The sequence below is a fragment of the Pseudomonas sp. 7P_10.2_Bac1 genome (genome assembly GCF_025465935.1).
Taxonomy (GTDB): Bacteria; Pseudomonadota; Gammaproteobacteria; order Pseudomonadales; family Pseudomonadaceae; genus Aquipseudomonas.
Genome location: NZ_JANLNV010000085.1, coordinates 52,990 through 77,850 on the forward strand (window position 1 = coordinate 52,990; position 24,861 = coordinate 77,850).

The window sequence follows — 24,861 nt, forward strand, 5'->3', positions numbered from 1 at the left end:
CTTATTGTCCCAACTGACGCGGTTGCCAATCTTTCACGACCAGCGTGACGTCCAGATCCTTGCCGTGCAGCTTGACGCGTTCAGGCAGCCAGTAACCGTTTTGCTCGAGGTAACTCAGGTATTCGATCTGCCAGCCATCCTGTTCCAGGCTGGCCAGGCGGCTGTCGGCGTTCAGGGTCACGCGGCTTTTGCTGTCGGGGGCGGGCAGCCCGCGAACCCACCAGACTAAATGAGACACCGGCAAGCTCCAGCCCAATTGCTCGCCCAGCAATTGCTCCGGGGTAGTGGCTTGATAGCGGCCTTGGTTGGCGACTTCCAGGCTGACATCGCCAGGGCGGCCGGTCAGGCGGGCGGCGCCACGGCCCAGCGGGCCTGACAGGCGAATGTCGTAGTAGTCCTGGCGTTGTAGCCAGAACAAAGTCGCGCTGCCCGAATCACTGGGGGCGCGAATGCCGACCTTGCCGTTGATTTGCCAGCCGTCCAGTGCCGTCAGTTGCTGTTTATGTTCCGCCCACAAGGCCGGACTGCCATGGCCTTCGACCGATTCGCGAGCACCGAAGCCCGCACAACCGGCGAGCAGGGCGATCAGGCTGAAGGCAATCAGATGGCGTATATGACGTAAAAGCATAAGTTAAGGCGTCTCGGATCCGGTCAAGCGCAAGACGGTCTTGCGCAGGGTAGGGCTGTCAGGATTGTCTTTCAGGAACTGACCCCAGATTTTTCTGGCTTCACGTTGTTTGCCACTGGCCCACAGTACTTCGCCCAAGTGCGCGGCAACTTCCTGGTCAGGGAAGCGGTCCAGCGCCTGGCGCAGCAAGCGTTCGGCTTCTGGTAGGTTGCCCAGGCGGAAATTCACCCAGCCCAGGCTATCGAGTACCGCCGGGTCTTCCGGGTTCAAGTCATAGGCTTGCTGGATGTAGGTTTTGGCTTCGGCGTAGCGGGTGGTGCGGTCCGCCAGGGTATAACCCAGCGCATTCAAGGCCATGGCATTGTCCGGCTCACGCTGGATGATGGTGCGCAGATCGGTCTCCATGTGCGGGAGGTCGTTGCGTTTTTCGGCCAGCATGGCGCGTGAGTAGAGCAGGTTCAGGTCGTCGGGGTATTGCTTGACCGCTTGTTGCAGAACAGCCCAGGCGCGATCGGTCTGATCGTTAGCCGACAGGGTTTCGGCTTCGATCAAGTACAGCTGGATCGCGTAGTCCGGTTGGGCATCACGGGCCGCCGCCAGTTTTTGCGAGGCTTCTGCACCACGGCCTTGGCTGATCAGAATGTCGGCTTGGCGAAGTTGCGCAGGCAGGTAGTCATTACCTGGCCCTACCAGCGCGTATTCAATCAGCGCGCCTTGCGGGTCATTGCGCTCTTCGGCAATACGGCCCAGGTTCAAATGCGCCGAGTCGACATGGCTGTCGCGGTCGATCAGCTCTTGCAGATAACCTTGGGCTTCGTCCCAGGACTTGAGTTCAAGGCACACCAGCGCCAGGGAAAAGCGCAGTTCATCGTCATCCGGGTATTGCTCAACCAGGCTGGCGAATTGCACTTTTGCCTGATCTATCTTGTTTTGCTCGACCAAGGTGCGTGCGTAAGTCAGGCCCAACCGTTTGTCGTCAGGGTTGTCGCGCATGGTTTTTTGCAGCAGTGGCAAGGCTTCATCGCCACGGTTAAGGCTTTGCAACAGGCGTGCGCGCAGCAGGATTGGGGCGATTTCGCCGTCCTGAGGCGGGTGTTGCTCCAGCAACTTCAAGGCCCCGGCAGCGTCGTCATCCTGTTGCATCAACAAGGCTTTGCCGAAAATCAGTTGCTCGTTGTCGGGGTGTCTGACCAGCAGGCGGTCAAAGTTCTTTTGCAGGCCGGCACGGGTTTCGGGGTCTGTCTCGAGCGCCGACAAGGCCAGGAAGTCGAAATGCGTGTCGCCCTTGGCTTGCAGGACTTTTTCCATGTAGGCCATGGAATCGTCATAGCGACCGCTGCGAGCCAGTTGAATGGCGGCAGCGCGTTGCGCGTCCAGATCGTCCGGGGCGTTTCTGGCCCAGATCAGCACTGTGTCGAGCGCAGCCTGATCGGCGCCCAGGTATTCGGCGATGCGAAACGCACGTTCCGCCACCCCCGGGTCCTGGGTGTTGATCGCCTGCGTCACGTAGTTATCCAGAGCAATATCCAGGCGATTGCGCTGGCCGGCCAGCTCTGCGCTCAGCAGGCTGTACAGCGTGTCTTCGCTGAACGAGCCATAGACCGTGGGCTTTTCCGGGGCGGAGGTAACGTCTTCAGTCGCGGACGAAGCATCCGGGGTCGTGGGGGCCATAGCCTGGCAGCCACTGAGAAGGACGAGAGCAAGGAGCAACGCGGAGGATTTGTTCATATAAGAGAAAGGCGACTTACCTGCGGTCTGGGCATCATGACACATGCGATGGTGCAAACCATAACAGGTGCGACTATCGATAGAAGCGATATAAGGCTCTGATGATGCGAGGGTTGATGAGTTCAACAGACGTTAACTATAGAGACAATAGTCAGCAATGGTTGTTCTGAGTCAGATGAAGTAGGACAATTGGCGGCTTCTCGTCACCATCAGCGATCTTGAATGGCCTTCCTCGCACTCGGTATTAACCACAAGACTGCTTCAGTAGATGTCCGCGAGCGCGTGGCATTTACTCCAGAGCAGTTGGTTGAAGCCTTGCAGCAACTCTGCCGCCTCACCGACAGTCGCGAAGCTGCGATCCTCTCCACCTGCAATCGCAGTGAGCTTTATATCGAACAGGACGCGTTGGGCGCCGATGCGGTGCTGAAATGGCTGTCTGAATATCACGATCTGAACTACGAAGAGCTGCGTGCGTGTGCCTATATCCATGAAGAGGATGCGGCCGTTCGTCACATGATGCGCGTGGCCTCCGGGCTCGATTCGCTGGTGCTGGGCGAACCGCAAATTCTCGGCCAGATGAAATCTGCCTACGCCGTGGCGCGTGAGGCGGGCACTGTCGGGCCGCTGCTGGGGCGTCTGTTCCAGGCCACGTTCAACTCGGCCAAGCAAGTGCGCACCGACACGGCGATTGGTGAAAACCCGGTGTCGGTGGCGTTTGCCGCAGTGAGCCTGGCCAAGCAGATTTTCAGCGACTTGCAGCGCAGTCAGGCACTGTTGATCGGTGCGGGCGAGACCATCACTCTGGTCGCCCGACACCTGCATGATCTGGGGGTAAAACGCATCGTGGTGGCAAACCGTACCTTAGAGCGGGCCAGCAGTCTGGCCGAGCAGTTTGGCGCCCATGCGGTGCTGTTGTCGGACATTCCCCAGGAGTTGGTGCACAGCGACATCGTGATCAGCTCAACGGCCAGCCAACTGCCAATTCTGGGCAAAGGGGCGGTCGAAAGTGCCCTGAAGCTGCGCAAGCACAAGCCCATTTTCATGGTCGACATCGCGGTTCCACGGGATATCGAACCAGAAGTCGGCGAGTTGGACGACGTTTACCTCTATACCGTCGATGACTTGCACGAAGTAGTGGCCGAGAACCTCAAGAGTCGTCAGGGTGCGGCCCAGGCGGCTGAAGAGCTGGTCAGCATCGGCGCTGAAGACTTTATGGTGCGCTTGCGTGAGTTGGCGGCGGTTGATGTGCTTAAAGCCTATCGCCAGCAAGGCGAGCGCCTGCGTGATGAAGAGTTGCAAAAGGCCCTGCGGATGATGGCCAATGGCAGCAACCCGCAAGACGTGCTGGTACAACTGGCGCGGGGTTTGACCAATAAATTGCTTCACGCCCCCAGCGTGCAGCTTAAAAAGCTTTCCGCCGAAGGCCGCCTCGATGCGCTGGCCATGGCCCAAGAACTTTTTGCCCTCGGTGAGGGCTCATCGGATAGCTCTGCGGATAAAAAACTGTAATGAAAGCGTCACTGCTTAATAAGCTGGACATCCTCCGGGATCGATTCGAAGAACTGACCGCCTTGCTTGGTGATGGCGAGGTCATTTCTGATCAAACCAAATTCCGCGCCTATTCCAAGGAGTACTCGGAGGTTGAGCCCATTGTTGCCACCTACGGCCAGTGGCTCAAGGTGCAGGACGACCTTGAGGGCGCACAGGCGCTGCTCAAGGACAACGACCCTGACATGCGCGAAATGGCGGTTGAAGAAGTCCGCGAGGCCAAGGAGCAACTGGTCGAGCTGGAAAAAGACCTGCAACGCATGTTGCTACCCAAGGACCCGAATGACGGGCGTAACGTCTTCCTGGAAATTCGTGCCGGTACCGGCGGTGATGAGGCGGCCATTTTTGCAGGCGACCTGTTTCGCATGTATTCGCGCTATGCCGAGCGCCGTGGCTGGCGGGTAGAGATCCTGTCCGAAAGCATTGGCGAGCATGGCGGCTATAAAGAAGTCATCGCCCGCGTCGAGGGCGAGAATGTCTACGGCAAGCTGAAATTCGAGTCGGGCGCCCACCGCGTGCAGCGCGTGCCGGCCACCGAGTCCCAAGGCCGTATCCACACCTCGGCCTGTACCGTGGCGGTACTGCCTGAGCCGGACGAGCAGGAAGCGATCGAGATCAACCCGGCCGACTTGCGCATCGACACCTACCGCTCTTCGGGCGCGGGTGGTCAGCACGTCAACAAAACCGATTCGGCCATTCGTATCACTCACTTGCCGACGGGCATTGTGGTCGAGTGTCAGGAAGAGCGTTCCCAGCACAAGAACCGGGCACGGGCGATGTCCTGGCTTTCGGCTAAATTGAATGACCAGCAAACCAGCGCCGCGGCCAATGCGATCGCCAGCGAGCGTAAATTGCTGGTGGGTTCGGGTGACCGTTCCGAGCGCATTCGCACGTACAACTACGCACAAGGCCGGGTGACAGACCATCGCGTCAACTTGACCTTGTATTCACTGGATGACGTATTGGCGGGCGGTGTTGATGCCGTCATCGAGCCTTTGTTAGCGGAATATCAGGCTGATCAACTGACAGCCCTGGGTGAGTAAATGACCATTATTGCCAGTTTGTTACGTGCAGCTGAATTGCCTGACTCACCAACGGCCCGCCTGGATGCGGAATTGTTGCTGGCCAGCGCCCTGGGCAAACCGCGCAGTTACCTGCATACGTGGCCTGAAAAGATTGTCAGCAGCGAGGCGGCCTCGACCTTTGCCGGGCTGCTGCAGCGTCGTCGTCTGGGCGAACCGGTCGCTTACATCCTGGGCCAGCAAGGCTTCTGGAAACTGGACCTGGAAGTCGCGCCGCACACACTGATCCCGCGTCCCGACACCGAGCTGCTGGTCGAAACAGCTTTGGCGTTGCTGCCTGACAGCCCGGCCAAGGTGCTTGACCTGGGTACCGGCAGCGGGGCGATTGCCCTGGCGTTGGCCAGTGAGCGTGCCGCCTGGCAGGTCACGGCGCTCGATCGTGTAGCCGAAGCGGTAGCACTGGCCGAGCGTAATCGTCAGCGTTTGCAGCTCGACAACGTCCAGGTTTTACAAAGCCACTGGTTCGGCGCCTTGGCCGACCAGCGCTTTGATCTGATCATCAGCAACCCGCCTTACATCGCCGCCGGTGATTCGCACCTGGCCGAAGGTGATGTGCGCTTTGAGCCTGAAAGTGCCTTGGTTGCTGGCGCAGACGGGTTGGATGACATTCGCCACATCATTGCGACAGCTGCGCAGCACTTGAATGCCGCAGGCTGGTTGATGCTGGAACATGGCTACGACCAGGCTGCTGCGGTTCGCGAACTGTTGCAAGGCGCGGGCTTTGAGCACGTCGAAAGCCGCCAGGACCTGGGCAGCCACGAGCGTATTTCCTTGGGCCGCCTGCCGTGCTGAGCGATGAGGAACTGTTGCGCTACAGCCGACAGATCCTGTTATCGCAGGTTGACATCGAGGGCCAGCTCAAGCTGAAAAACAGCCGTGCGCTGATTGTCGGCCTGGGCGGGTTGGGGTCGCCAGTGGCTCTCTACCTTGCGGCTGCGGGGGTGGGCGAACTGCACGTGGCCGACTTTGATAGCGTCGACGTGACCAACCTGCAACGCCAGATCATTCATGACACCGCCACGGTGGGCGAAAGCAAGGTTGACTCCGCCCTGCGTCGGCTTCGCCTGCTCAACCCCGAGATAAATGTTATCGCCCATCATTCGGCGCTGGACGCAGACTCGCTGGCCGAGGTCGTAGCGGCGGTGGATGTGGTGCTTGATTGCTGTGACAACTTCAGCACCCGCGAAGCTGTTAACCGCGCTTGTGTCAGCGCCCGCACGCCGTTGGTCAGCGGCGCTGCGATTCGCCTTGAAGGGCAATTGTCGGTGTTTGACCCGCGCCAGCCCGCCAGCCCGTGTTATCACTGTTTATACGGGCACGGTAGCGAGGACGAACTGACCTGCAGCGAAGCCGGGGTGATCGGGCCGTTGGTCGGTCTGGTGGGCAGTCTGCAAGCGCTTGAGGCGCTTAAACTGCTGGCTGGTTTTGGCGAGCCCTTGGTGGGCCGACTGTTATTGGTCGATGCACTCAGCACGCGTTTTCGCGAGTTGCGGGTCAAGCGCGATCCGGCTTGCAGCGTCTGTGGAGCGGGCCATGAGTGAAGCGCCGATCGGGGTGTTTGATTCCGGGGTTGGCGGTTTGTCGGTCTTGCGCGAGATCAACCACTTGTTGCCCAACGAATCGCTGCTCTATGTCGGCGATTGCGGGCATATCCCCTACGGCGAAAAAAGCCCCGAATTCATTCGTGAGCGCTGTGCGGTCATGGCCGAGTTTTTTCGGCGCCAAGGGGCCAAGGCTCTGGTGTTGGCCTGCAATACGGCAACCGTCGCGGCTGTTGCCGACTTGCGCCAGCGTTATCCCGACTGGCCACTGGTGGGTATGGAACCCGCGGTCAAACCGGCAGCGGCGGCGACCCGCAGTGGTGTGGTCGGCGTGCTCGCCACCACTGGGACCTTGCAGAGTGCCAAGTTCACCGCCTTGCTCGACCGTTTTGCCAGCTCGATAAAGGTCATCACCCAGCCGTGTCCAGGCCTGGTTGAGCTGATTGAAACCGGCGACCTGCACAGCGAGGCTTTGCGCACGTTGTTGCGCGGTTACCTCGAGCCGCTGCTGGCAGCCGGGTGCGACACCATCATTCTGGGCTGCACGCATTACCCTTTTCTCAAGCCTTTGCTCAGTCAAATGCTCCCGCCTTCGATCATTCTGATCGACACCGGTGCCGCTGTGGCACGCCAAGTCCAACGTTTAATGGATGAACGTGGGCTGTTGGCCAACGGGCCTGCGCGTGAAACGCAGCTATGGACCAGCGCCTCTCCCGACGCCCTAAGAAATATCCTTCATGTGCTGTGGAATAAATCTGGTCTTGTGCAAAGCTTCGATTTGTAAGAAAACATGAAGGGCATTTGGGCTGTTGAACTTTCTCAGAGGCTGGGGATTCATACTCATCAGTTTGATGAGGCACATAAAAATTAAGATCCGCATACGAAAATAGGATTTTCATATGAAACGTTTGATTGGCTTGGTGGCGCTGGCAACGGCTGCTCTGGGGTATAGCTATACGGCACAAGCGGCCGGGATCGAATTTGGTGTGGGGCACACCAGCGAGTCGACGATGACCTATCGTCTGGGCTTGAATTCCAACTGGGATAAAAGCTGGCTGCAAAGTGATGTTGGTCGCTTGACCGGTTACTGGAGCGGCGCTTACACCTACTGGGAAGGCGACAAATCGTCTGCCAACAACAGCCTGTCGTTCTCGCCTGTCTTTGTGTACGAGTTTTCCGGAGAGACCGTGAAACCTTACGTGGAAGCCGGGATCGGGGTGGCTGTGTTTGGCCATACGGAAGTTGAGCGCAATAAACTGGGTACCGCCTTCCAGTTCGAAGACCGCCTGGGCTTCGGCCTGCGCTTTGCGGGCGGGCATGAAATCGGCATCCGCGCGACTCACTATTCCAATGCCGGGCTGTCCAGCACCAACGATGGCGTAGAGAGCTACTCACTGCACTACACCTTGCCGTTGTAATCAACCGTGCAGGAGCGAGCTCGCTTCGAGATCTTTTGATCTTTTAAAGATGCTCGCTCCTAGCGGTACGCCGTGGAAATCCCCTGACGCTCATTCAGGCATTCAACGTCGCCCATCTCGAACTCTCGACAAATCAGCGGGCGCTGTTCATAGATCGTGCACATCATGGTGTTGCGATCCAACGCCGCACACCAGCCGTCATCCAGCCTGAGCATCACCTCGCCACCCCAGTCATCGTTGTCGATAAACCGTTGGGGAACGCCGGTGTCGGTGATCAGCATCACCTCCAGTTGGCAGCAGCAGGCCGCGCATGTCGAGCAGGTAACGGCAGGTTCGGTAATGTCGGTCACGAGGATGTTGGTCATAGGCGGGCAGTGTAAGGCAGAGCCGCAACCAGGTGTACACCTGCTGACCAATCACCCCTCTGTTCACTGACCGCTGGCGGTTCTCATAGCGACGTCTCACCCTGAGTGCCGGTCAAGCGCTTGGCAAGCGCAAGGTGCAAGCGCTTGGGCAGGGTGGTCAAGAAATTGAGCAGTTTCAGGAAGCGGGTCGGGAACACAATTTCCCGCGGGCGCTTCAGCAATTGCTGGCAAATGTACGAGGCGGCTTTTGAGGCAGGCCAATGCCTGTGCACCGCGTGCGCGTTGTTTTGCGCCTGCGAGGTATCGACGAAACCGGGGCTGACCAGAGTGACATCAATGCCTTCGTCGGCCAGGTCGACTCGCAAGGATTCGAGCAAGTAGCGCAGCCCGGACTTGGACGCGCCAAAGGCTTGTGCCCGGCGCTGTGGTGAGGTGGTGACCGCGCTGACCACGCCCACCAGGTGCGGCGTGCGCCCGGCGCGCAGCAAAGGCAGGGCGCTTTCGATGCAATAACTGCTGGCCAGCAGGTTGGTACAGACGGAACGTTCGATCACCCGGGCGTCGAATTGGCTGACGTCGACATATTCACAGGTCCCGGCACTGAGGATGACCGTGTCCAGCGCGCCCCAGCTTTGTGCGATGGTCATGCCTATTTCACGTACTTGCAGATGGTCGGTCAGGTCTCCGGGCACCAGCAGGACCTGGCCGGGGAAGCGTTCCGACAGTTCCACCAATGGCCCAAGTGAGCGGGCAGTCAAGGCAAGATGGGCGCCGCGCTGCAGCAGCTCTTTTGCCATGTGCGCGCCAATACCGCTACTGGCGCCGGTTAACCAGATACGACGGCCTTCAATCATGTACCACCTCGAGAATGTGTCGTGAGGGCAGGCTTTTGAAGGCACTGAGCGCGCGTTCTCGGCTTTTCTTCAAGTCGACAATGGGGGCGGGGTAGTCGGCTACTCCAAACAAGCCGCCCGCGGACGCAGGGTTATGGACTTCTTTTTTGTTGAGCGCGGCCAACTCGGGTAGCCACTGCTTGATGAAATACCCATCGGGATCGAAGCGCTCGGATTGGCTTATGGGGTTGAAAATTCTGAAGTACGGAACGGAATCCGTACCGGTCGAGGCGCTCCACTGCCACCCGCCGTTGTTGGCAGCGAGGTCGCCATCTATCAGATGGCGCATGAAAAAACGTTCGCCTTCGCGCCAGTCGATCAGCAGGTTCTTGGTGAGGAACATGGCAACCACCATTCGCAGGCGGTTATGCATCCAGCCAGTGGCCAGCAGTTGGCGAATGGCTGCGTCGATGATCGGCACGCCGGTCCGGCCCTCTTGCCAGGCCGCCAGCTCGGAAGGGGCGTTACGCCAAGGCAGGAATTCGGTTTCCGGTTTGAAGGCGCGGTGCCGCGACACCCGCGGGAAGCCCACGAGAATATGTTTATAGAACTCGCGCCAGATCAGTTCGTTGATCCACGTGAATACGCCGGGGCTGCCACTCTCGAATTCGCCATTGTTGCTACCCAGCGCCGCATGCAAGCACTGGCGGGGCGAGATGACGCCTGCAGCCAGGTAGGTTGACAGCTGGCTGGTACCGGGTTTGGCGGGAAGGTCGCGTTCGTCCTGGTAATAGTGGATTTGCTCGCTGGCAAAGCGTGCCAAGCGCTCGCGAGCCTCCTCTTCACCGGCCGGCCATAGATCTCGCAGTGCCTGGGAAGGCGTGTCGAAACCGGGGATGGCATCCGGCAGCTGGTCACGGGTAATCGCCAGTTCAGCCTGGGCGTTGGGCGCGGTGACCATGTTGGGCAAGGCCATGTGCAGGCGGTTGTAGCAGAGCCGACGAAACTGGGTGAACACCTTAAAGTACGATCCGGATTGCGTCAGGATGCTGCCAGGCGCGAACAGTAACTGGTCCAGATAGCTGTGAAACCCGATGCCTTTGGTCTTCAGGGCGTCGGCAACCGCGTGATCGCGGCGGGTTTCGTGGATGCCGTATTCCTCGTTGACGTGAACGTCTTCAATCCCCAGTTGCTGACACAGCTCCAGCAAGACGGCGGGTGCATCATCCCAGGTGGGGGCGGTGCGGATAAGCAGCGGGATGTTCAACTGCATCAGGCTGTCGCTCAAGATGCGCAGGTTGCGCAGCCAGAAGTCGACTTTGCAGGGGGCATCGTCGTGCGCCAGCCACTGTTCGGGGCTGATCAGGTACACGGCCACCGTTGGGCCGCGTTCTGCCGCCGCGCTCAGGGCGGTGTTGTCGTGTTGGCGCAGATCGCTGCGTAACCACAAGAGTTGCATGTCAGTTCCTTGAAAGCGCTAGAAGAGGTGAAGTTGGCCAAGGCGTTGATGGGCTTCAATGGGGTTTTCGGCTAAAGACAAGCCCGCGATTTCAGCGCTGGATACGGCTAACTCATCGCTGTGGATACACACGGTGGGACCGGCAATCAGCACCGGACAGGTCATCGCGCTTAACAGTTTTGGCAGTTGTTGCAGGTTCAGCGGTTTGCTGGAATACAGGACGACTGCGCGGGCCTCGAGGCGCTCGACAGCGACCGCCAGTTCACTGCTGGGAATCTGGGCGTCAAACACCTCGACCGGGCAATGACTGCTGCTGACCATCAGGGCCGTGAGCCACAGGTGCGGCTCAAAGGGCCGGTCGGACTGGTTGATCAGCAGCACAGGCGAGCCGCTGAGTGAGCGATTGTTGTGGTAAATCCGCGCGCCCAATTTGCTGCGCAGCCAGGATTCGAAAAACACCTGTTCAAGTTGAGCGCCGAATTGGCCGTGCCAGCGCTGTTCCAGCTCGCTGAGCAGCGGCATCAACAGGTGTTCGCACAGCGGCTGGGCCGGGTACAGCGACATGACCTGGTTAAAGTTGTCATCGAGCCGACGCTCAGACAGCTCACTGATGGCCTGGGTCATGGCCTGGCGCCAGGTTTGCCAGTCATTGTCGGGCGAGTCGAGGCTGGCGGGCGGGGAATCCAGCAACGGTTTGATCTGGCTGACCGACACCCCGCGATTGAGCCACGTCAGAATGCGGTGGATACGCTCCACATGATCGGTGGAAAACAGGCGATGGCCCTTGGCTGTGCGAAACGGCACGATCAGCCCATAACGACGTTCCCAGGCGCGCAGGGTGACCGCATTGACGCCCGTCATGCGCGCGACTTCGCGAATCGGTATCCAGCCTTCGGCCAAGGCTTTGCTGTAGTCCACATCGGGTGTGTTGGACATGATCAAGTCATCATTCATTGTCAGATAGCATTTCGCAGGCTCAGGTTTTCTGGATGTGGCTGTAGATAAACCTGGCGCGAGATGTAAGGGTCCGGGTGCAGGCGGAAGTGATGTTTGAGCAAGGTGAGGGGCACGACCAGAGGCACGATGCCTTTGAGGTACTGGCCAATCAGTCGCTGCACTTCCTGCTTGTCTTCGGGGCTAATGGAGCGCTTGAGGTAGCCGCACAGGTGTTGCAGCACGTTGGTGTGAGTGCGGCGTGTAGCGCATTTTTTCAGCGCCTTCATCAGTTCGCTGAAGTAATACGGGGCGATTTCGCGCGGGTCTTGCTTGCCCAGGTTACCCAGCAGACTGCCCAGCGCCTTGTATTGCACCGGGTTATGGGCCATGAGTTGGTATTTGTAGCGGGCATGGTACTCAGTGAGCGCACGTCGGGTGATGCCTTGCTTGAGCAGCGCCTGCCAGGCGCTGTAGGCGTAAACCCGGGTCAGAAAGTTTTCACGCAGCACCGGGTCATTCAAGCGGCCGTCTTCTTCCACGGGCAAGTCGGGGTGGGCGGCGCAAAACGCCTGGGCATAAATGCCACGGCCACTCAATTCGGCAGGGCGACCGCCGTCCTGGTACACCTTGACCCGCTCAAGCCCGCACGATGGCGACTTTTGCATAAAGATGTAGCCACAAATGTCGGTATGGGTGGCGGCCATTTCTGTGCCGTAATCGTGCAGCGGGCGGGTGACGTTCAGTTCACTGTCGACACTGCCTACGGCCTGCGGCTGAGCGGGATCACCCACAAGGCGAATGGCCTGGCGTGGGATACCCATGCCGATGGCAACCTCGGGGCATAGCGGTACAAATTCAAAATGCTCGCTCAGGGTCTGGCTGCACAGCCGCGATTCTTTATGCCCACCGTTAAAACGTACTTCAGCGCCCAGCAAGCAGGCGCTGATGGCGATTTTGGGTTTGTGGTGGCCAGAAACGTTGCTGTCCATAAGACGAACCTCCAGAAATACTTGTACATCTATCGATTGATGTACAACTTGGGTTCATCATAATCCTGAGCTTGTACAAGTCAAATATCTTGTACAAGTATTTTGTGACGGAGCGCAGATCGTGAGAGCAGGCTTGCTCGCGATTGCCTCACTGCGGTGATTCAGGGGGCGCGAGGTGATTGCATCGCGAGCAAGCCCGCTTTCACAGGTTGAGTTGGTTATTGCAAGCGTTACAACCAGCCCATTTTCCATTCCTCTGCGTCTTGCAGGTGCTGCCATGCCAAGCGCTGGTTGCGTTGGGTCAGCACGGCCTGCAGCTCGATCTCCAGCACGGTGCCTTCTTCATCCCGGAACAATTGGGTAACCAGAAAGTGTTTTTCCCGCTGTTTGGGCTGTGCTGCCGTCCATTTCGACAGCAGCAGCTTGCGCGGATTAATGCGGTTCAAGACGCATGCTCAATCAATCGGCGGGCGGCTTCCTGGCCACTGAGCCAGGCGCCTTCGACGCGCCCTGACAGGCACCAGTCGCCGCAGGCATACAGCCCCAGGTCGGCATCGGCCAGCGCGCCCCATTCATGCGCGCCAGACGGGCGAGCGTAGAGCCAGCGATGGGCCAGGGTGAAGACCGGTGCAGGCATGGTGCAGTGAATCAGTTCGGCGAAAGCGCCGTGCAGGTGTTCGATCACGGCCTCTTTGGGCAGGTCCAGGTGCTGGCGGCTCCAGGCACTGGTGGCATGCAGGACCCAGGTATCGAGGGCTTCGTCACGGCCGGGTTTGCTACGGTTGCGGGCCAGCCAATCCAGCGGGCTGTCCTGGACAAAGCAACCTTGCATCGGTGTGTCGAGCGGTGTCTCGAACGCCAGGGCAACGGCCCACGTGGGGTCCATTTTGACTCCCGCCACGGTGCTGGCCAGTTTCGGTGCGCTGGCCAGGAGAGCAATTGCCTGCGGGGCTGGCGTGGCAACGATGACGTGACTGAACGGGCCGTGGGTGCATTCGTCCGAATCGAGCAGGTGCCAGTGTTTTTCCCCGTGGATCAAATCAGTAATCCGGCACGAGAAATTCACCGTCAGGCGGCCCAGCAACCCGCGGGTAATTGCGCTCATGCGCGGCGTGCCGACCCAGCGGATTTGCTCGTCCGGCGAGGGCGTCAGCTGGCCGTTCTTGTGGTTGTACAGATGGGGGGACCATTCTTCGGCCCAGCCGTTGGCTTGCCATTGCTGGACTTCATCGACAAATCGGCGGTCGCGGGTGGTGAAGTACTGTGCTCCCAGATCAAGGGCACCGGCATCGCTGCGCTTGCTCGACATACGCCCGCCGCTGCCTCGGCTTTTATCGAAAAGGTGAACCGCGTAGCCAGCCTTTTGCAGTGCGTTGGCGGCTGAAAGTCCGGCAATGCCGGCTCCGATGATCGCAATGGGTACAGTCATATTGGTCTCGTTCCCCTGTTTGCACAGACTTCGTTTTCTATAATACCTGTACAAATTTATTTTTTGGTATAGGTTTTAGTGCGCCTGCCGAGTCAGACTGACCTATTCTTTATAAGGCCAATGGCCCATTAATGGGGCGTCTTTTAAAAATAGACCAGTGCTCTGCATAAAACTCCTCGGGAGGTTCAACCCATGCACATATTGCTGACCGGCGGTACAGGCTTGATAGGCCGCCAACTGTGTCGTCACTGGCTGGCGCAAGGTCATCGCGTGAGTGTGTGGAGCCGTCACCCTGAGCGCGTGCAAAAACTGTGCGGTGCTCAAGCCAGAGGCATTGCGCACCTGGTTGAGTTGAGCCATGAGCCGGTAGACGTTGTGGTCAACCTGGCCGGTGCGCCGATTGCCAGCGGCCGCTGGACGCGTAAGCGCAAGGCCGTGCTGTGGAGCAGCCGCATTACGCTGACGGAAACGCTTTTGGTCTGGCTGGAAAGCCTCGAACACAAGCCCTCGGTGCTGGTCTCGGGCTCGGCAGTGGGGTGGTATGGCGACGGCGGTGAGCGTGAGTTGACCGAAGACTCGCCTCCGGTTAACGAAGATTTCGCCTCGCATTTGTGCATTGCTTGGGAAGAAACCGCTCAGCGTGCGCACGCCTTGGGCATTCGTGTGGTGCTGGTGCGTACAGGGCTGGTGCTGTCGCGCGAAGGCGGCTTTTTGTCGCGCCTGTTACCGCCTTTCAAACTGGGCCTGGGTGGCCCTGTGGGCAATGGTCGGCAATGGATGCCGTGGATTCATATCAAGGACCAAATTGCCCTGATTGATTTTCTTGTGCATGAGAATGCCGCCTCGGGTCCTTATAATGCCTGCGCCCCGCACCCGGTACGCAACGCCGAGTTCGCCAAGGCCCTGGGCCGTGTGTTGCACCGCCCGGCGTTTATACCAGCCCCGGCATTTGTCTTGCGCCTGGGGTTGGGTGAGATGGCAGGGTTATTGTTGGGTGGCCAGCGGGCAGTGCCTGCCCGATTGCTGGCAGCCGGTTTTACTTTTCAGTTCACCGATTTACGTGCGGCGTTAGATGATCTTTTGCGCCCGCCCCTCAAATAGGAAGTTGCATGACCGACCATGCGTTGTTGCTGGTTAACCTGGGTTCGCCAGCGTCTACTTCGGTAGCGGATGTGCGTAGCTACCTGAACCAGTTTTTGATGGACCCTTACGTCATCGACCTGCCGTGGCCGGTGCGTCGCTTGTTGGTGTCATTGATTTTGGTCAAGCGCCCCGCGCAATCAGCCCATGCCTATGCCTCGATCTGGTGGGACGAGGGCTCGCCACTGGTGGTGCTGAGCCGCCGCTTGCAGCAGGCCATGACTCGCGAATGGACCCAGGGCCCGGTGGAGCTGGCCATGCGCTATGGCGAGCCGTCCATTGAAACTGTGTTGACGCGCCTGGCTGCCCAGGGCATCAAGCAGGTGACGCTGGCGCCGCTTTATCCACAGTTCGCTGATAGCACCGTGACCACGGTGATCGAAGAAGCCAAGCGGGTGGTAAAGGCCAAGAAACTGTCGGTGCAGTTCTCGATTGTGCAGCCGTTTTACGATGAGCCTGAATACCTTGAGGCTCTGGTGGCGAGTGCCCGCCCGCATCTGGAACAAGACTACGATCACTTGTTGCTGAGTTTCCATGGCTTGCCTGAGCGGCATCTGCACAAGCTGGACCCAACGGGCAGTCACTGCTTCAAGAATGCCGACTGCTGTCAGAATGCATCGCCGCAGGTCTTGGCGACCTGCTACCGAGCGCAATGTTTGCGCACGGCCCAAGCCTTTGCCGAGCGCATGGGTTTGCCTGAGGGCAAGTGGTCCGTGGCGTTTCAGTCGCGGCTGGGGCGAGCCAAATGGATCGAGCCTTACACAGAAGCGCGTCTGGACGCGTTGGCCAAAGACGGGGTGAAGAAGATTCTGGTGATGTGCCCGGCGTTTGTCGCTGATTGCATTGAGACGCTGGAGGAAATTGGTGATCGCGGACGCGAGCAGTTTATTGAGGCGGGGGGCGAGGAGTTGGTGCTGGTGCCGTGTCTCAATGACAACCCAGAATGGGCAGCAGCATTGAACACGATCTGCGAAAGAGCGCCGCTGGCGCTGTAAAAGCTGTAGGGGCGAGCGTGTCTCGCGATCTTTTAAACGATCAAAAGATCGCGAGGCTAGCTCGCTCCTACACAGATCAGGCCGATTTAAATAATCGGCTCATCACCTTTCTTCTTTTTCCAGGTGTCATTGCCCGGCAGGATCAGGTTCAGCGCTATCGCGACGATGGCGCACAACGCGATGCCTTTAAGGCCGAAGTCTTCCGGGCCCATCCCTGTGCCGATCAGCACGCCGCCAATCCCGAAGACCAGCGTGACCGAGACAATCACCAGGTTGCGCGCTTCGCTCAGGTCGACCTGATGGCGGATCAGGGTGTTCATCCCCACTGCCGCAATCGAACCGAACAGCAGGCACAAGATCCCACCCATCACGGGTACCGGGATGCTTTGCAGCAATGCGCCGAACTTGCCGATAAACGCCAGACTGATGGCAAAAATTGCCGCCCAGGTCATGATTTTCGGGTTGTAGCTCTTGGTCAGCATCACCGCGCCCGTCACTTCGGCGTAGGTGGTATTCGGTGGGCCACCCAACATCCCGGCAGCGGTAGTCGCCAGGCCGTCACCGAACAGTGTGCGGTGCAGCCCCGGGTTTTTCAGGTAGTCGCGTCCGGTCACGCTGCCAACCGCAATCACGCCGCCAATGTGTTCAATGGCCGGGGCCAAAGCCACGGGGACGATAAACAGAATCGCCTGCCAGTTGAACTCGGGCGCGGTGAAGTGCGGCAGGGCCAGCCATGGGGCTGCGGCGATTTTAGCGGTGTCGACGACACCGAAGTAAAACGACATCGCAAAACCAACCAGCACACCGGCAATGATCGGCACCAACCGGAAGAGGCCTTTGCCAAATACGGCCACGATCAAGGTGGTCAGCAGCGCTGGCATCGAGATCATCATGGCAGTCTGGTAATGCAGCAGTTCGGTGCCATCTTCAGCGCGGCCCATGGCCATGTGCGCAGCAATCGGCGCCATTGCCAGGCCGATGGAGATAATCACCGGGCCAATCACCACAGGGGGTAACAAACGATCAATAAAACCGGTGCCTTTAAGCTTTACCGCGAAACCGAGAAAGGTGTACACGAAACCGGCTGCCATCACGCCGCCCATGGTCGCGGCCAGGCCGAACTGGCCCTTGGCGAGAATGATCGGGGTAATGAAAGCGAAACTCGAAGCCAGAAAGACCGGCACCTGGCGGCGCGTCACCATCTGGAACAGCAGAGTTCCGAGACCCGCCGTGAACAGCGCAACGTTAGGGTCCAGGCCAGTAATCAAAGGCATCAGTACCAACGCGCCGAAAGCCACGAACAGCATCTGTGCGCCAGAGAGGATCTGGCGCCAGAGCGGGTCGTTGAACTCGTCCTGCATGTTATTAATCCTTTTGCTTGGTGCCGAAGATCTTGTCGCCAGCATCGCCCAAGCCCGGAATGATGTAGCCGTGTTCGTCCAGACGGTGATCGATGGACGCGGTGTAGATGGTAACGTCCGGGTGAGCCGCTTCAACTGCTGCAATCCCTTCTGGGGCCGCAACCAGCACCATGGCGCGGATTTCCTTGCAGCCGGCTTTTTTCAGCAGGTCGATGGTTGCAACCATGGACGAGCCGGTGGCCAGCATCGGGTCGATGATCATCGCCAGACGCTCGTCGATCTCCGGTACCAGTTTTTCCAGGTAGGTATGGGCCTGCAGGGTTTCTTCGTTACGGGCAACGCCGACGGCGCTGACTTTCGCGCCCGGGATCAGGCTCAGCACGCCTTCCAGCATGCCGATACCGGCGCGCAGGATCGGTACGACGGTAATTTTCTTACCGGCAATTTTTTCAACTTGGACGGGGCCGCTCCAGCCTGCAATCTCGTAGGTTTCGAGGGTCAGATCGCTGGTGGCTTCATAAGTCAGCAACGCGCCAACTTCCTGGGCGAGCTCCCGGAAGTTCTTCGTGCTAATGTCTGCGCGGCGCATCAGGCCGAGCTTGTGACGGATCAGCGGATGGCGGATCTCACGGATGGGCATAAGTAAAGGCTCCGGTTGGGCAGGCAAAAAAAGCGGCCTAGATTAATCTAATCCGGGGTGATGTCCTACAAACATTAATCCACGTTAGTCCATAAATGCTTGATCTGAGCCATGCGGGTGCGTACCTTTGCCCGCTTTTCTGGCACACCACCCCCCTGGAGAACGTCATGTCTGCTGATCTCGAGCATATCCGTCAAGTCATGCGAGAGGCTGACTGCCTGTACACCGAAGCTGAAGTCGAGGCAGCCATTGCCCGCATCGGCGCGCAGATCACAGCCGATATGGCCGAGACCAATCCAGTGGTTTTCTGTGTGATGAACGGCGGCCTGATTTTCGCCGGCAAACTGCTCACTCACCTCAGATTTCCGCTTGAGTCGTCCTACCTGCACGCGACCCGCTACCGCAACCAGACCAGTGGCGGTGATCTGTTCTGGAAGGCCAAGCCGGAAGTCTCCTTCATGGACCGTCACGTGCTGATCATCGATGACATCCTGGATGAAGGCCACACCCTGAGCGCGATCGTCGATTTCTGCAAACACGCAGGCGCCCGTCAGGTTCACACGGCGGTGTTGATCGACAAGGATCACGACCGCAAGGCCAGCCCGGACTTGAAGGCCGACTACGCCGGTCTGCCGTGCATTGACCGTTACATTTTCGGTTATGGCATGGATTACAAAGGCTACTGGCGCAACGCTGCCGGGATTTACGCCGTTAAAGGTCTGTAAACGCAGGCATGAAGCTTCCTTGCCGGGAAGCTTCAGCCAGCTTCTGGCACATGGATTAGCTACTTAACGACCTCACACGAGCGTGTTTTCATGCTGGCTATCTTTTTTCTGACACTTTCGATCACCGCTCCGGTATTTGCCATGCTCTTTATGGGCATCGTGTTGAAACGCGTGGGCTGGATCAACGACAACTTTATCCACACTGCGTCGGCACTGGTGTTCAACGTCACCATGCCGGCGTTGTTGTTTCTGGGGATTGTCCACGCGGACCTGCGCACCGCCATGCAACCCAAGGTACTGGGCTATTTCACCCTGGCGACACTGGTGTGCTTTGCGCTGGCGTGGGGCTGGGCGATCTGGCGTTGCCCGCGCGAAGACCGCGGGATCTATACCCAAGGCGCCTTTCGCGGCAACAACGCGGTGGTTGGCCTGGCGTTGGCCGCCAGCATGTATGGCGACTACGGGATTTCGCTGGGCGCGGTGCTCGCCGGTCTGGTGATCCTGTTGTACAACACCCTGTCGACCATTGTGCTGGCGGTGTACAGCCCGGTGATCAAGTCTGATCCATGGAGTGTCTGCAAAAGTGTGGTGAAAAACCCGCTGATCATCAGCGTGTTGGTGGCGATCCCGTTTGCGGTGTTCAAGATCAAGCTACCGGACTGGTTGCAGGCCTCGGGAGACTACCTGGCGTCCATGACTTTGCCGCTGGCGCTGATCTGCATCGGCGGCACTCTGTCACTGACCTCCCTGCGCCAGAGCGGCAACCTGGCGTTGAGCGCAAGCCTGGTCAAGATGATCAGCCTGCCCTTCGTTGCCACGCTGGGGGCCTGGCTGCTGGGTTTTCGCGGGCCTGAACTGGGGACGTTGTTCCTGTACTTCGCCAGCCCGACAGCGGCGGCCAGCTATGTCATGGCGCGCGCGGCCAACGGCAATCACCAACTGGCCGCCTCGATTATCGTGATTACCACCTTGATGGCGGCAATCACGACCAATATCGGGATCTTTGTGTTGCAGTGGGGCGGCTGGATTTAGCCTCAGGCCGGATCCTGCAGGTTCTTACAGGCAGGCTCGATCTGCTCCGGCATCCAGTCGGGGTAGGTATCGGGCACGACCTGCACCGGTGTGCTGATCACCATCCCATCGGCCATCGTGGCTTCCAGGTAAGTGGCTCGCCAGCCTTGTTCAGGGACCGGCAGGTGGAGCTTCACATGCCGAGGATCGCCCGTTATCAGGAGCGCGGGTTCATAGCGAATGCCGCACGGCTGCCTGAAGTCCCGATCCCTTGGGTTGTGAGCGCTCCACTGTACCCATTTAACCGGCGTTTCGGATGTGCTTATCACGAGTGCCGTGCCGCCCTGCTCGGTCAGGGTTTGAGTGGTCAGTGACGGTAAAGGGGTTTTGCTTTGCAGTCGGTTGGTGAACGCAACCAGTGACTGTTCAACAAACGCCTTGATCCCGTAATGACTAGCGTTAGGAGCGACGCGAAGCATTTTTTCGCCCGGTAACGCGTCGAAGAAGAAACGCGCATTGTCGGGCAGGAAAAAGTCGTCGCTGCTGGCGTTAACGATGTATTTGGGGATGCTCAAGCGCTGCGCGTCAGCGGTGTTGGCGTAGAGCAGCGGGTCTTCTATCTGCATCAGCTTTGCGAAGTTTTCGGTGTCTATTTGCTGGGTGATGCCTTCGTGGTGGTAGGCATTGAATGCCAGTGGCCAGCCTTTGCCATAAGCGTTGTAGGTGTGTTTGAGCACACTTTGGGTATTGAGAATGTCGATAACGAACGGCGCAATGGCACTGACACGGTCGTCTGTCAGGGCCGCCATCCACACCGCCCAACCTCGTTTGGAGGCGCCAGCGGCAATAAACCTGTCGATTTGCCAAGGCTTGAGCTCGTGTTGAGCCAGGTCCATCGCTTTAACCAGCGATTGCATCATGGGTACATGCAGCGAGAGAAACGGCCGGGTCTCGGGATATTGCAGAAAAAGTGCCCAGCTATGGGCCACGCTGTCGTCTTCGCGGCGCGGTACGCCATCATCGCTGTAGGTCAGGTACTGGTTAGGGACATTGCTGACTGAAATAACGATGGTTTTGGTTTGTGCGGCCACTGCCAACGCCATGTCTTCAGTGAAGTCGGTAGGTGCGGATATGGGTTTTTCAGCGGTAGGGACATTGGTGCCGTTGTTGGCGAACAGTATCGCCTGGCTTTTAAGGGCTGCTTCTGGGATGTAAATGTCGACCGAGTGGACCCAGTCGGCAGGGCTTGCGTAGCCGTGCCCGGTCCACGCTTGTGATTTCAATTGAAAACTGCGTTTCTCAACGCCAGGAAACGCCTGCGACCCTGTGGGTATGTAGTCCAGAGGCTGATCCGCTTCGGCCTGTTTGTAGCAGCTTAGGACTTTGCTGAAGTCCTTCCCGCTGTTTTCAAAACAGGCCATTGCGCTGACGGAGGGGGAGGCGTGCGTGCAACCGCTGAGCAGTAAAGCTGGCAGCAGCAGTACGGCGAGGTTCCTGAATGACGTCATCGTTATCTCGTTAGAAGGTTCGAGCGCTGATACCGCGCAGAGCGAGCCTTTTTACGTGATTAAACTAATGCGCTCTGTCAGATGTGTCTGAACTCTTTGTAAGTATCAGGACGGAGAGGGAATATGGGTTTCGATCACTTCCTGTGCCGCCCGAAACGCATCAATCGCCGCCGGTACGCCGGCATACACCGCGCAATGCAGCAGCGCTTCGCGAATTTCATCGACTGTGCAGCCGTTGTTCAGCGCACCGCGCACATGGCCTTTGAGCTCTTGCGGGCACTTGAGCGCGGTGAGGGTGGCGAGCGTGATCAGGCTGCGAGTTTTCAGCGGCAGGCCTTCACGGTTCCACACGCCGCCCCAGGCATGTTCGTTGACGAAGTCTTGCAGCGGCTGGGTGAACTCAGTGGCATTGCCGAGTGCGCGGTCGACAAATTCGTCACCCATGACTTGGCGGCGCATTTCGATTCCGGTCTTTTTAGTGTCCATCGCAAAACTCCTCAGTGTTGTCGTCGCCAGGCACGCAGGGTACTGAACAGCAGAAACACCAGCAGCGCCGGCAAGATGTAAAACAGCATCAGGTGTTCGAGCCTGCTCGCCAATGGCATGCCGGTGGTAAACGACACCACGTGGAGCGCATACGCCAGGTACAGCCCCAGGAACAGCAAGCCTTCGGCACGCGTGACGCGGTAGCCGGTGTAGAACACCGGCAGGCATAACACGGCGACCCCGAGCATGACCGGCAGGTCGAAGTCCAGGGCGTTGGGCGAGACTGACAGCGGCTCGGGCGCTATCAGGGCGGTCACGCCGAGGACCCCGAGCAGGTTGAGGACGTTACTGCCAATCACGTTGCCGACGGCGATTTCGCGCTGCCCGCGAAAGGCCGCGATCAGAGAGGTGGCCAGTTCGGGCAGCGAGGTGCTGACCGCGATGATGGTCAGGCCGATGATGCGTTCGGACAGCCCCAGCTCGGTCGCCACGCCGACCGCAGCGCCCAGCAATAGATGCCCGGCAACTCCCAGCAATACCAAGGCGACAAGCATCAGCAGAAGGTTGATTGGCCATGAGGTCGGCGGCTGCTCGTGGCTGACGTGATGGTGCCCGCTGTGGCGGGACTGACGTAGCAGCAAGCCCAGGTACACCACCAGGCCGGCTAACAGAATGGCGCCATCGAGGCGATCAAGTTGCGTGTTACGGGCCAGGGCGAACACCAGCGCGCTGGCGATGATCATCAAGGGAATGTCGAGCCGCACCAATTGGCGCGAGACGCGCAAGGGGATAATCAGCGCCGAGAGGCCCAGGGTCACCAGCACATTGAATATGTTGCTGCCAATGACGCTGCCGACGGCGATGTCCGGTGTGTCATTGAAGGCGGCTTGCAGGCTGACGGTCATCTGCGGGGCGCTGCTGCCGAAGGCAACTACAGTCAGGCCGATCAGGAGTGGGCGCACCTTGAGGTTGGCGGCCATGCGCACCGCGCAGTGCACCAGCAATTCGGCGCCTGCAATCAGCATGGCGAGACCGCAGAGCAATTGCAGAAGGTTCCACGGTGATAACGCGCTTAAACCCAAGATGGTGATTCACTCCGTTGATTAGTCGCTCAGGCCTTGAACCCGGACCTTGGTTGTGCCGTCGTTGAGCATACCCAACTGTTGGGCTGCCTGGCGCGAAAGATCGATCAGGCGCCCGCGGGTGTGCGGGCCGCGATCATTGATACGGACCACCACCGATCGGTTGTTGCTGAGATTGGTGACCATTACCCGGGAGCCGAACGCCAGGCTGCGATGGGCGGCAGTGAGGGCATTCTGGTCGAAGGGTTCGCCGCTGGCCGTACGCTTGCCATGGTGGCGAGCGCCGTAATAAGAGGCGACGCCGGTTTCGTCATAGCCGCGTGGGTCTATGTCATGGCTGGCGCAGCCAGTGAGCAAGCTGAGCAGGGCGCACGCGCCGAGTAGCCGCTTCATGGGGGGAATCCTTTGTGTGCCACTCATACCTGTAGGAGTGAGCTTGTTTCGCGATCTTTTGATCGTTAAAAGATCGCGAGCCAAGCTCGCTCCTACAGCGAGTGTGCGATTTAGCCTTCGAGCTTGCTCTTGAGCAGTTCGTTGACCTGTTGCGGGTTGGCTTTGCCTTTGGACGCTTTCATCGCCTGACCCACGAAGAAGCCAAACATTTTGCCGCGTTTGGCTTCGTCAGCCGCGCGGTACTGTTCAACTTGCTCGGCGTTGGCCGCCAGCACTTCATCCAGCACCTTTTCAATGGCGCCGCTGTCGGTCACTTGCTTGAGGCCTTGCTGGTCGATGACTTCATCGGCAGTACCTTCGCCTTTGGCCATTGCTTCAAACACCACTTTGGCGATTTTGCCGGAGATGGTGTTGTCCTTGATACGCAGCAACATGCCGCCCAGCAACTCGGCGCTGACTGGCGATTGGTCGATGTCCAGGCCCTGCTTGTTGAGCAGGCTGCCCAGTTCAACCATGACCCAGTTGGCCGCCAGCTTGGCGTCGCCGCTGATGCTCACGACTTGCTCAAAGTAGTCCGCCTGTTCGCGGCTCGATGCCAGCACGCTGGCGTCGTAGGCCGACAGGCCGAACTGCGACTGGAAGCGCTCGCGTTTTTGTGGCGGCAACTCCGGCAGGGTGGCACGTACGTCCGAGATGAACGAATCTTCGATTACCACAGGCAGCAGGTCAGGATCGGGGAAGTAACGGTAGTCGTTGGCTTCCTCTTTGCTGCGCATGGCGCGGGTTTCGTCTTTGTTCGGATCGTACAGGCGCGTTTGCTGAACGACTTTGCCGCCGTCTTCGATCAGTTCGATCTGGCGCTGGACTTCGCTGTTGATCGCTTTCTCGATGAAGCGGAACGAGTTGACGTTCTTGATCTCGCAGCGGGTGCCGAACTCGGCCTGGCCGACCGGACGTACCGACACGTTGCAGTCGCAACGCAGCGAGCCTTCAGCCATGTTGCCATCGCAGATGCCCAGGTAGCGCACCAGCGCATGGATGGCCTTGACGTAGGCCACGGCTTCTTTGGCGCTGCGCATGTCGGGTTCGGAAACGATTTCCAGCAGCGGCGTGCCGGCACGGTTCAGGTCGATGCCGGTGGAGCCGCTGAAGTCTTCGTGCAGGCTTTTGCCGGCATCTTCTTCCAGGTGCGCACGGGTAATGCCTACACGTTTGACGGTGCCGTCTTCCAGGGTGATGTCCAAATGGCCTTTGCCGACAATCGGCAGTTCCATCTGGCTGATCTGATAGCCCTTGGGCAGGTCCGGGTAGAAGTAGTTTTTGCGCGCGAAGACGTTGTGCTGACCGATTTCAGCATCTACGGCGATGCCGAACATCACGGCCATGCGCACGGCTTCTTGGTTGAGTACCGGCAAGACACCCGGCATGCCCAGGTCCACCAGGCTGGCCTGGGTATTGGGCTCGGCGCCGAACGTGGTGGAGCTGCCGGAGAAAATCTTCGATTGGGTGGCGAGCTGGGAGTGAATTTCCAGCCCGATCACAACTTCCCATTGCATATGTTTAT

Annotated in this window: 26 protein-coding genes; 10 read left to right on the forward strand and 16 right to left on the reverse strand. The window is 58.9% G+C overall.

Annotation, left to right across the window (positions count from 1 at the left end; translation table 11 throughout):
- Position 1 precedes the first annotated feature (1 nt).
- Together lolB and NTD86_RS19650 are read right to left on the reverse strand one after the other, a co-directional pair.
- Positions 2–628 (reverse strand): lipoprotein insertase outer membrane protein LolB, encoded by a 627-nt coding sequence (gene lolB / locus NTD86_RS19645; RefSeq protein ID WP_262204653.1) that lies wholly within the window; start codon positions 626–628, stop codon positions 2–4.
- Between the two features lie 3 nt (positions 629–631).
- Entirely contained in the window at positions 632–2,356 is a 1,725-nt protein-coding gene (locus tag NTD86_RS19650; RefSeq protein ID WP_262204656.1) for a tetratricopeptide repeat protein, read from the reverse strand.
- A 222-nt stretch (positions 2,357–2,578) separates the two neighbouring features.
- Between NTD86_RS19650 and hemA the strand changes: the two genes are divergently transcribed.
- From hemA to NTD86_RS19680, 6 genes are all read left to right on the forward strand, one after another.
- Positions 2,579–3,865 (forward strand): glutamyl-tRNA reductase, encoded by a 1,287-nt coding sequence (gene hemA / locus NTD86_RS19655; protein ID WP_262204657.1) that lies wholly within the window; start codon positions 2,579–2,581, stop codon positions 3,863–3,865.
- A complete protein-coding gene (gene prfA / locus NTD86_RS19660) occupies positions 3,865–4,947 on the forward strand; it encodes a peptide chain release factor 1 (RefSeq protein ID WP_262204659.1) in 1,083 nt (360 codons plus the stop codon). The genes hemA and prfA overlap by 1 nt, the downstream gene beginning before the upstream one ends.
- Positions 4,948–5,778, forward strand: a complete 831-nt coding sequence (gene prmC, locus NTD86_RS19665; protein ID WP_262204661.1) for a peptide chain release factor N(5)-glutamine methyltransferase — start codon at positions 4,948–4,950, stop codon at positions 5,776–5,778.
- Positions 5,772–6,527, forward strand: coding sequence for a molybdopterin-synthase adenylyltransferase MoeB (locus NTD86_RS19670; RefSeq protein WP_262204663.1), 756 nt, complete (start codon positions 5,772–5,774; stop codon positions 6,525–6,527). Before prmC ends, NTD86_RS19670 begins: the two co-directional genes overlap by 7 nt.
- A complete protein-coding gene (gene murI / locus NTD86_RS19675) occupies positions 6,520–7,311 on the forward strand; it encodes a glutamate racemase (protein ID WP_262204665.1) in 792 nt (263 codons plus the stop codon). Before NTD86_RS19670 ends, murI begins: the two co-directional genes overlap by 8 nt.
- Before the next feature lie 115 nt (positions 7,312–7,426).
- A complete protein-coding gene (locus tag NTD86_RS19680; protein WP_262204667.1) occupies positions 7,427–7,945 on the forward strand; it encodes an acyloxyacyl hydrolase in 519 nt (172 codons plus the stop codon).
- A gap of 59 nt (positions 7,946–8,004) precedes the next feature.
- Here NTD86_RS19680 and NTD86_RS19685 read toward each other — a convergent pair whose 3' ends face one another.
- From NTD86_RS19685 to NTD86_RS19715, 7 genes are all read right to left on the reverse strand, one after another.
- Complete coding sequence (locus tag NTD86_RS19685) at positions 8,005–8,310, reverse strand: YkgJ family cysteine cluster protein (RefSeq protein WP_262204668.1); 306 nt, start codon at positions 8,308–8,310, stop codon at positions 8,005–8,007.
- Positions 8,311–8,393: 83 nt separating this feature from the next.
- The gene (locus tag NTD86_RS19690; RefSeq protein ID WP_262204670.1) at positions 8,394–9,164 is read right to left on the reverse strand and encodes an SDR family NAD(P)-dependent oxidoreductase; all 771 of its coding nucleotides are present in this window, start codon (positions 9,162–9,164) and stop codon (positions 8,394–8,396) included.
- On the reverse strand, positions 9,157–10,602 hold the full coding sequence (gene phrB, locus NTD86_RS19695; protein ID WP_262204672.1) for a deoxyribodipyrimidine photo-lyase: 1,446 nt from the start codon (positions 10,600–10,602) through the stop codon (positions 9,157–9,159). The genes NTD86_RS19690 and phrB overlap by 8 nt, the downstream gene beginning before the upstream one ends.
- 18 nt (positions 10,603–10,620) lie before the next feature.
- The gene (locus NTD86_RS19700) at positions 10,621–11,556 is read right to left on the reverse strand and encodes a MerR family transcriptional regulator (RefSeq protein ID WP_262204674.1); all 936 of its coding nucleotides are present in this window, start codon (positions 11,554–11,556) and stop codon (positions 10,621–10,623) included.
- A gap of 2 nt (positions 11,557–11,558) precedes the next feature.
- Complete coding sequence (locus NTD86_RS19705; protein ID WP_262204676.1) at positions 11,559–12,527, reverse strand: YbgA family protein; 969 nt, start codon at positions 12,525–12,527, stop codon at positions 11,559–11,561.
- Positions 12,528–12,757: 230 nt separating this feature from the next.
- On the reverse strand, positions 12,758–12,973 hold the full coding sequence (locus NTD86_RS19710) for a TIGR02450 family Trp-rich protein (RefSeq protein ID WP_262204678.1): 216 nt from the start codon (positions 12,971–12,973) through the stop codon (positions 12,758–12,760).
- Positions 12,970–13,956, reverse strand: coding sequence for an NAD(P)/FAD-dependent oxidoreductase (locus NTD86_RS19715; protein ID WP_262204680.1), 987 nt, complete (start codon positions 13,954–13,956; stop codon positions 12,970–12,972). Before NTD86_RS19715 ends, NTD86_RS19710 begins: the two co-directional genes overlap by 4 nt.
- 192 nt (positions 13,957–14,148) lie before the next feature.
- On the opposite strand from NTD86_RS19715, the gene NTD86_RS19720 reads away from it, so the two are divergent.
- On the forward strand, positions 14,149–15,057 hold the full coding sequence (locus tag NTD86_RS19720) for a TIGR01777 family oxidoreductase (protein ID WP_262204682.1): 909 nt from the start codon (positions 14,149–14,151) through the stop codon (positions 15,055–15,057).
- A gap of 8 nt (positions 15,058–15,065) precedes the next feature.
- A complete protein-coding gene (gene hemH / locus NTD86_RS19725; protein WP_262204683.1) occupies positions 15,066–16,091 on the forward strand; it encodes a ferrochelatase in 1,026 nt (341 codons plus the stop codon).
- Positions 16,092–16,177: 86 nt separating this feature from the next.
- Here hemH and NTD86_RS19730 read toward each other — a convergent pair whose 3' ends face one another.
- Positions 16,178–17,452 (reverse strand): uracil-xanthine permease family protein, encoded by a 1,275-nt coding sequence (locus NTD86_RS19730; protein WP_262204685.1) that lies wholly within the window; start codon positions 17,450–17,452, stop codon positions 16,178–16,180.
- A 4-nt stretch (positions 17,453–17,456) separates the two neighbouring features.
- Positions 17,457–18,092 (reverse strand): uracil phosphoribosyltransferase, encoded by a 636-nt coding sequence (gene upp / locus NTD86_RS19735; RefSeq protein WP_262204687.1) that lies wholly within the window; start codon positions 18,090–18,092, stop codon positions 17,457–17,459.
- A gap of 167 nt (positions 18,093–18,259) precedes the next feature.
- On the opposite strand from upp, the gene NTD86_RS19740 reads away from it, so the two are divergent.
- Both NTD86_RS19740 and NTD86_RS19745 read left to right on the forward strand, forming a co-directional pair.
- Positions 18,260–18,817, forward strand: coding sequence for a hypoxanthine-guanine phosphoribosyltransferase (locus tag NTD86_RS19740; protein ID WP_262204689.1), 558 nt, complete (start codon positions 18,260–18,262; stop codon positions 18,815–18,817).
- Between the two features lie 90 nt (positions 18,818–18,907).
- Entirely contained in the window at positions 18,908–19,849 is a 942-nt protein-coding gene (locus NTD86_RS19745) for an AEC family transporter (protein ID WP_262204691.1), read from the forward strand.
- Positions 19,850–19,851: 2 nt separating this feature from the next.
- On the opposite strand, the gene NTD86_RS19750 is transcribed toward NTD86_RS19745, so the two are convergent.
- The 5 genes from NTD86_RS19750 to gatB form a co-directional block, all read right to left on the reverse strand.
- Positions 19,852–21,336 carry a PhoPQ-activated pathogenicity-related family protein gene (locus NTD86_RS19750; protein WP_262204693.1) on the reverse strand — a complete coding sequence of 495 codons (1,485 nt, stop codon included), beginning with the start codon at positions 21,334–21,336 and terminating at the stop codon, positions 19,852–19,854.
- A gap of 105 nt (positions 21,337–21,441) precedes the next feature.
- On the reverse strand, positions 21,442–21,822 hold the full coding sequence (locus NTD86_RS19755) for a carboxymuconolactone decarboxylase family protein (RefSeq protein WP_262204695.1): 381 nt from the start codon (positions 21,820–21,822) through the stop codon (positions 21,442–21,444).
- Positions 21,823–21,833: 11 nt separating this feature from the next.
- A complete protein-coding gene (locus tag NTD86_RS19760; RefSeq protein ID WP_410016999.1) occupies positions 21,834–22,847 on the reverse strand; it encodes a calcium/sodium antiporter in 1,014 nt (337 codons plus the stop codon).
- Between the two features lie 78 nt (positions 22,848–22,925).
- Entirely contained in the window at positions 22,926–23,297 is a 372-nt protein-coding gene (locus tag NTD86_RS19765) for a septal ring lytic transglycosylase RlpA family protein (RefSeq protein ID WP_262204699.1), read from the reverse strand.
- A 110-nt stretch (positions 23,298–23,407) separates the two neighbouring features.
- Positions 23,408–24,853: an Asp-tRNA(Asn)/Glu-tRNA(Gln) amidotransferase subunit GatB gene (gatB, locus tag NTD86_RS19770; protein WP_262204701.1), complete on the reverse strand. Its 1,446-nt coding sequence runs from the start codon at positions 24,851–24,853 to the stop codon at positions 23,408–23,410.
- Between the last annotated feature and the right edge of the window lie 8 nt (positions 24,854–24,861).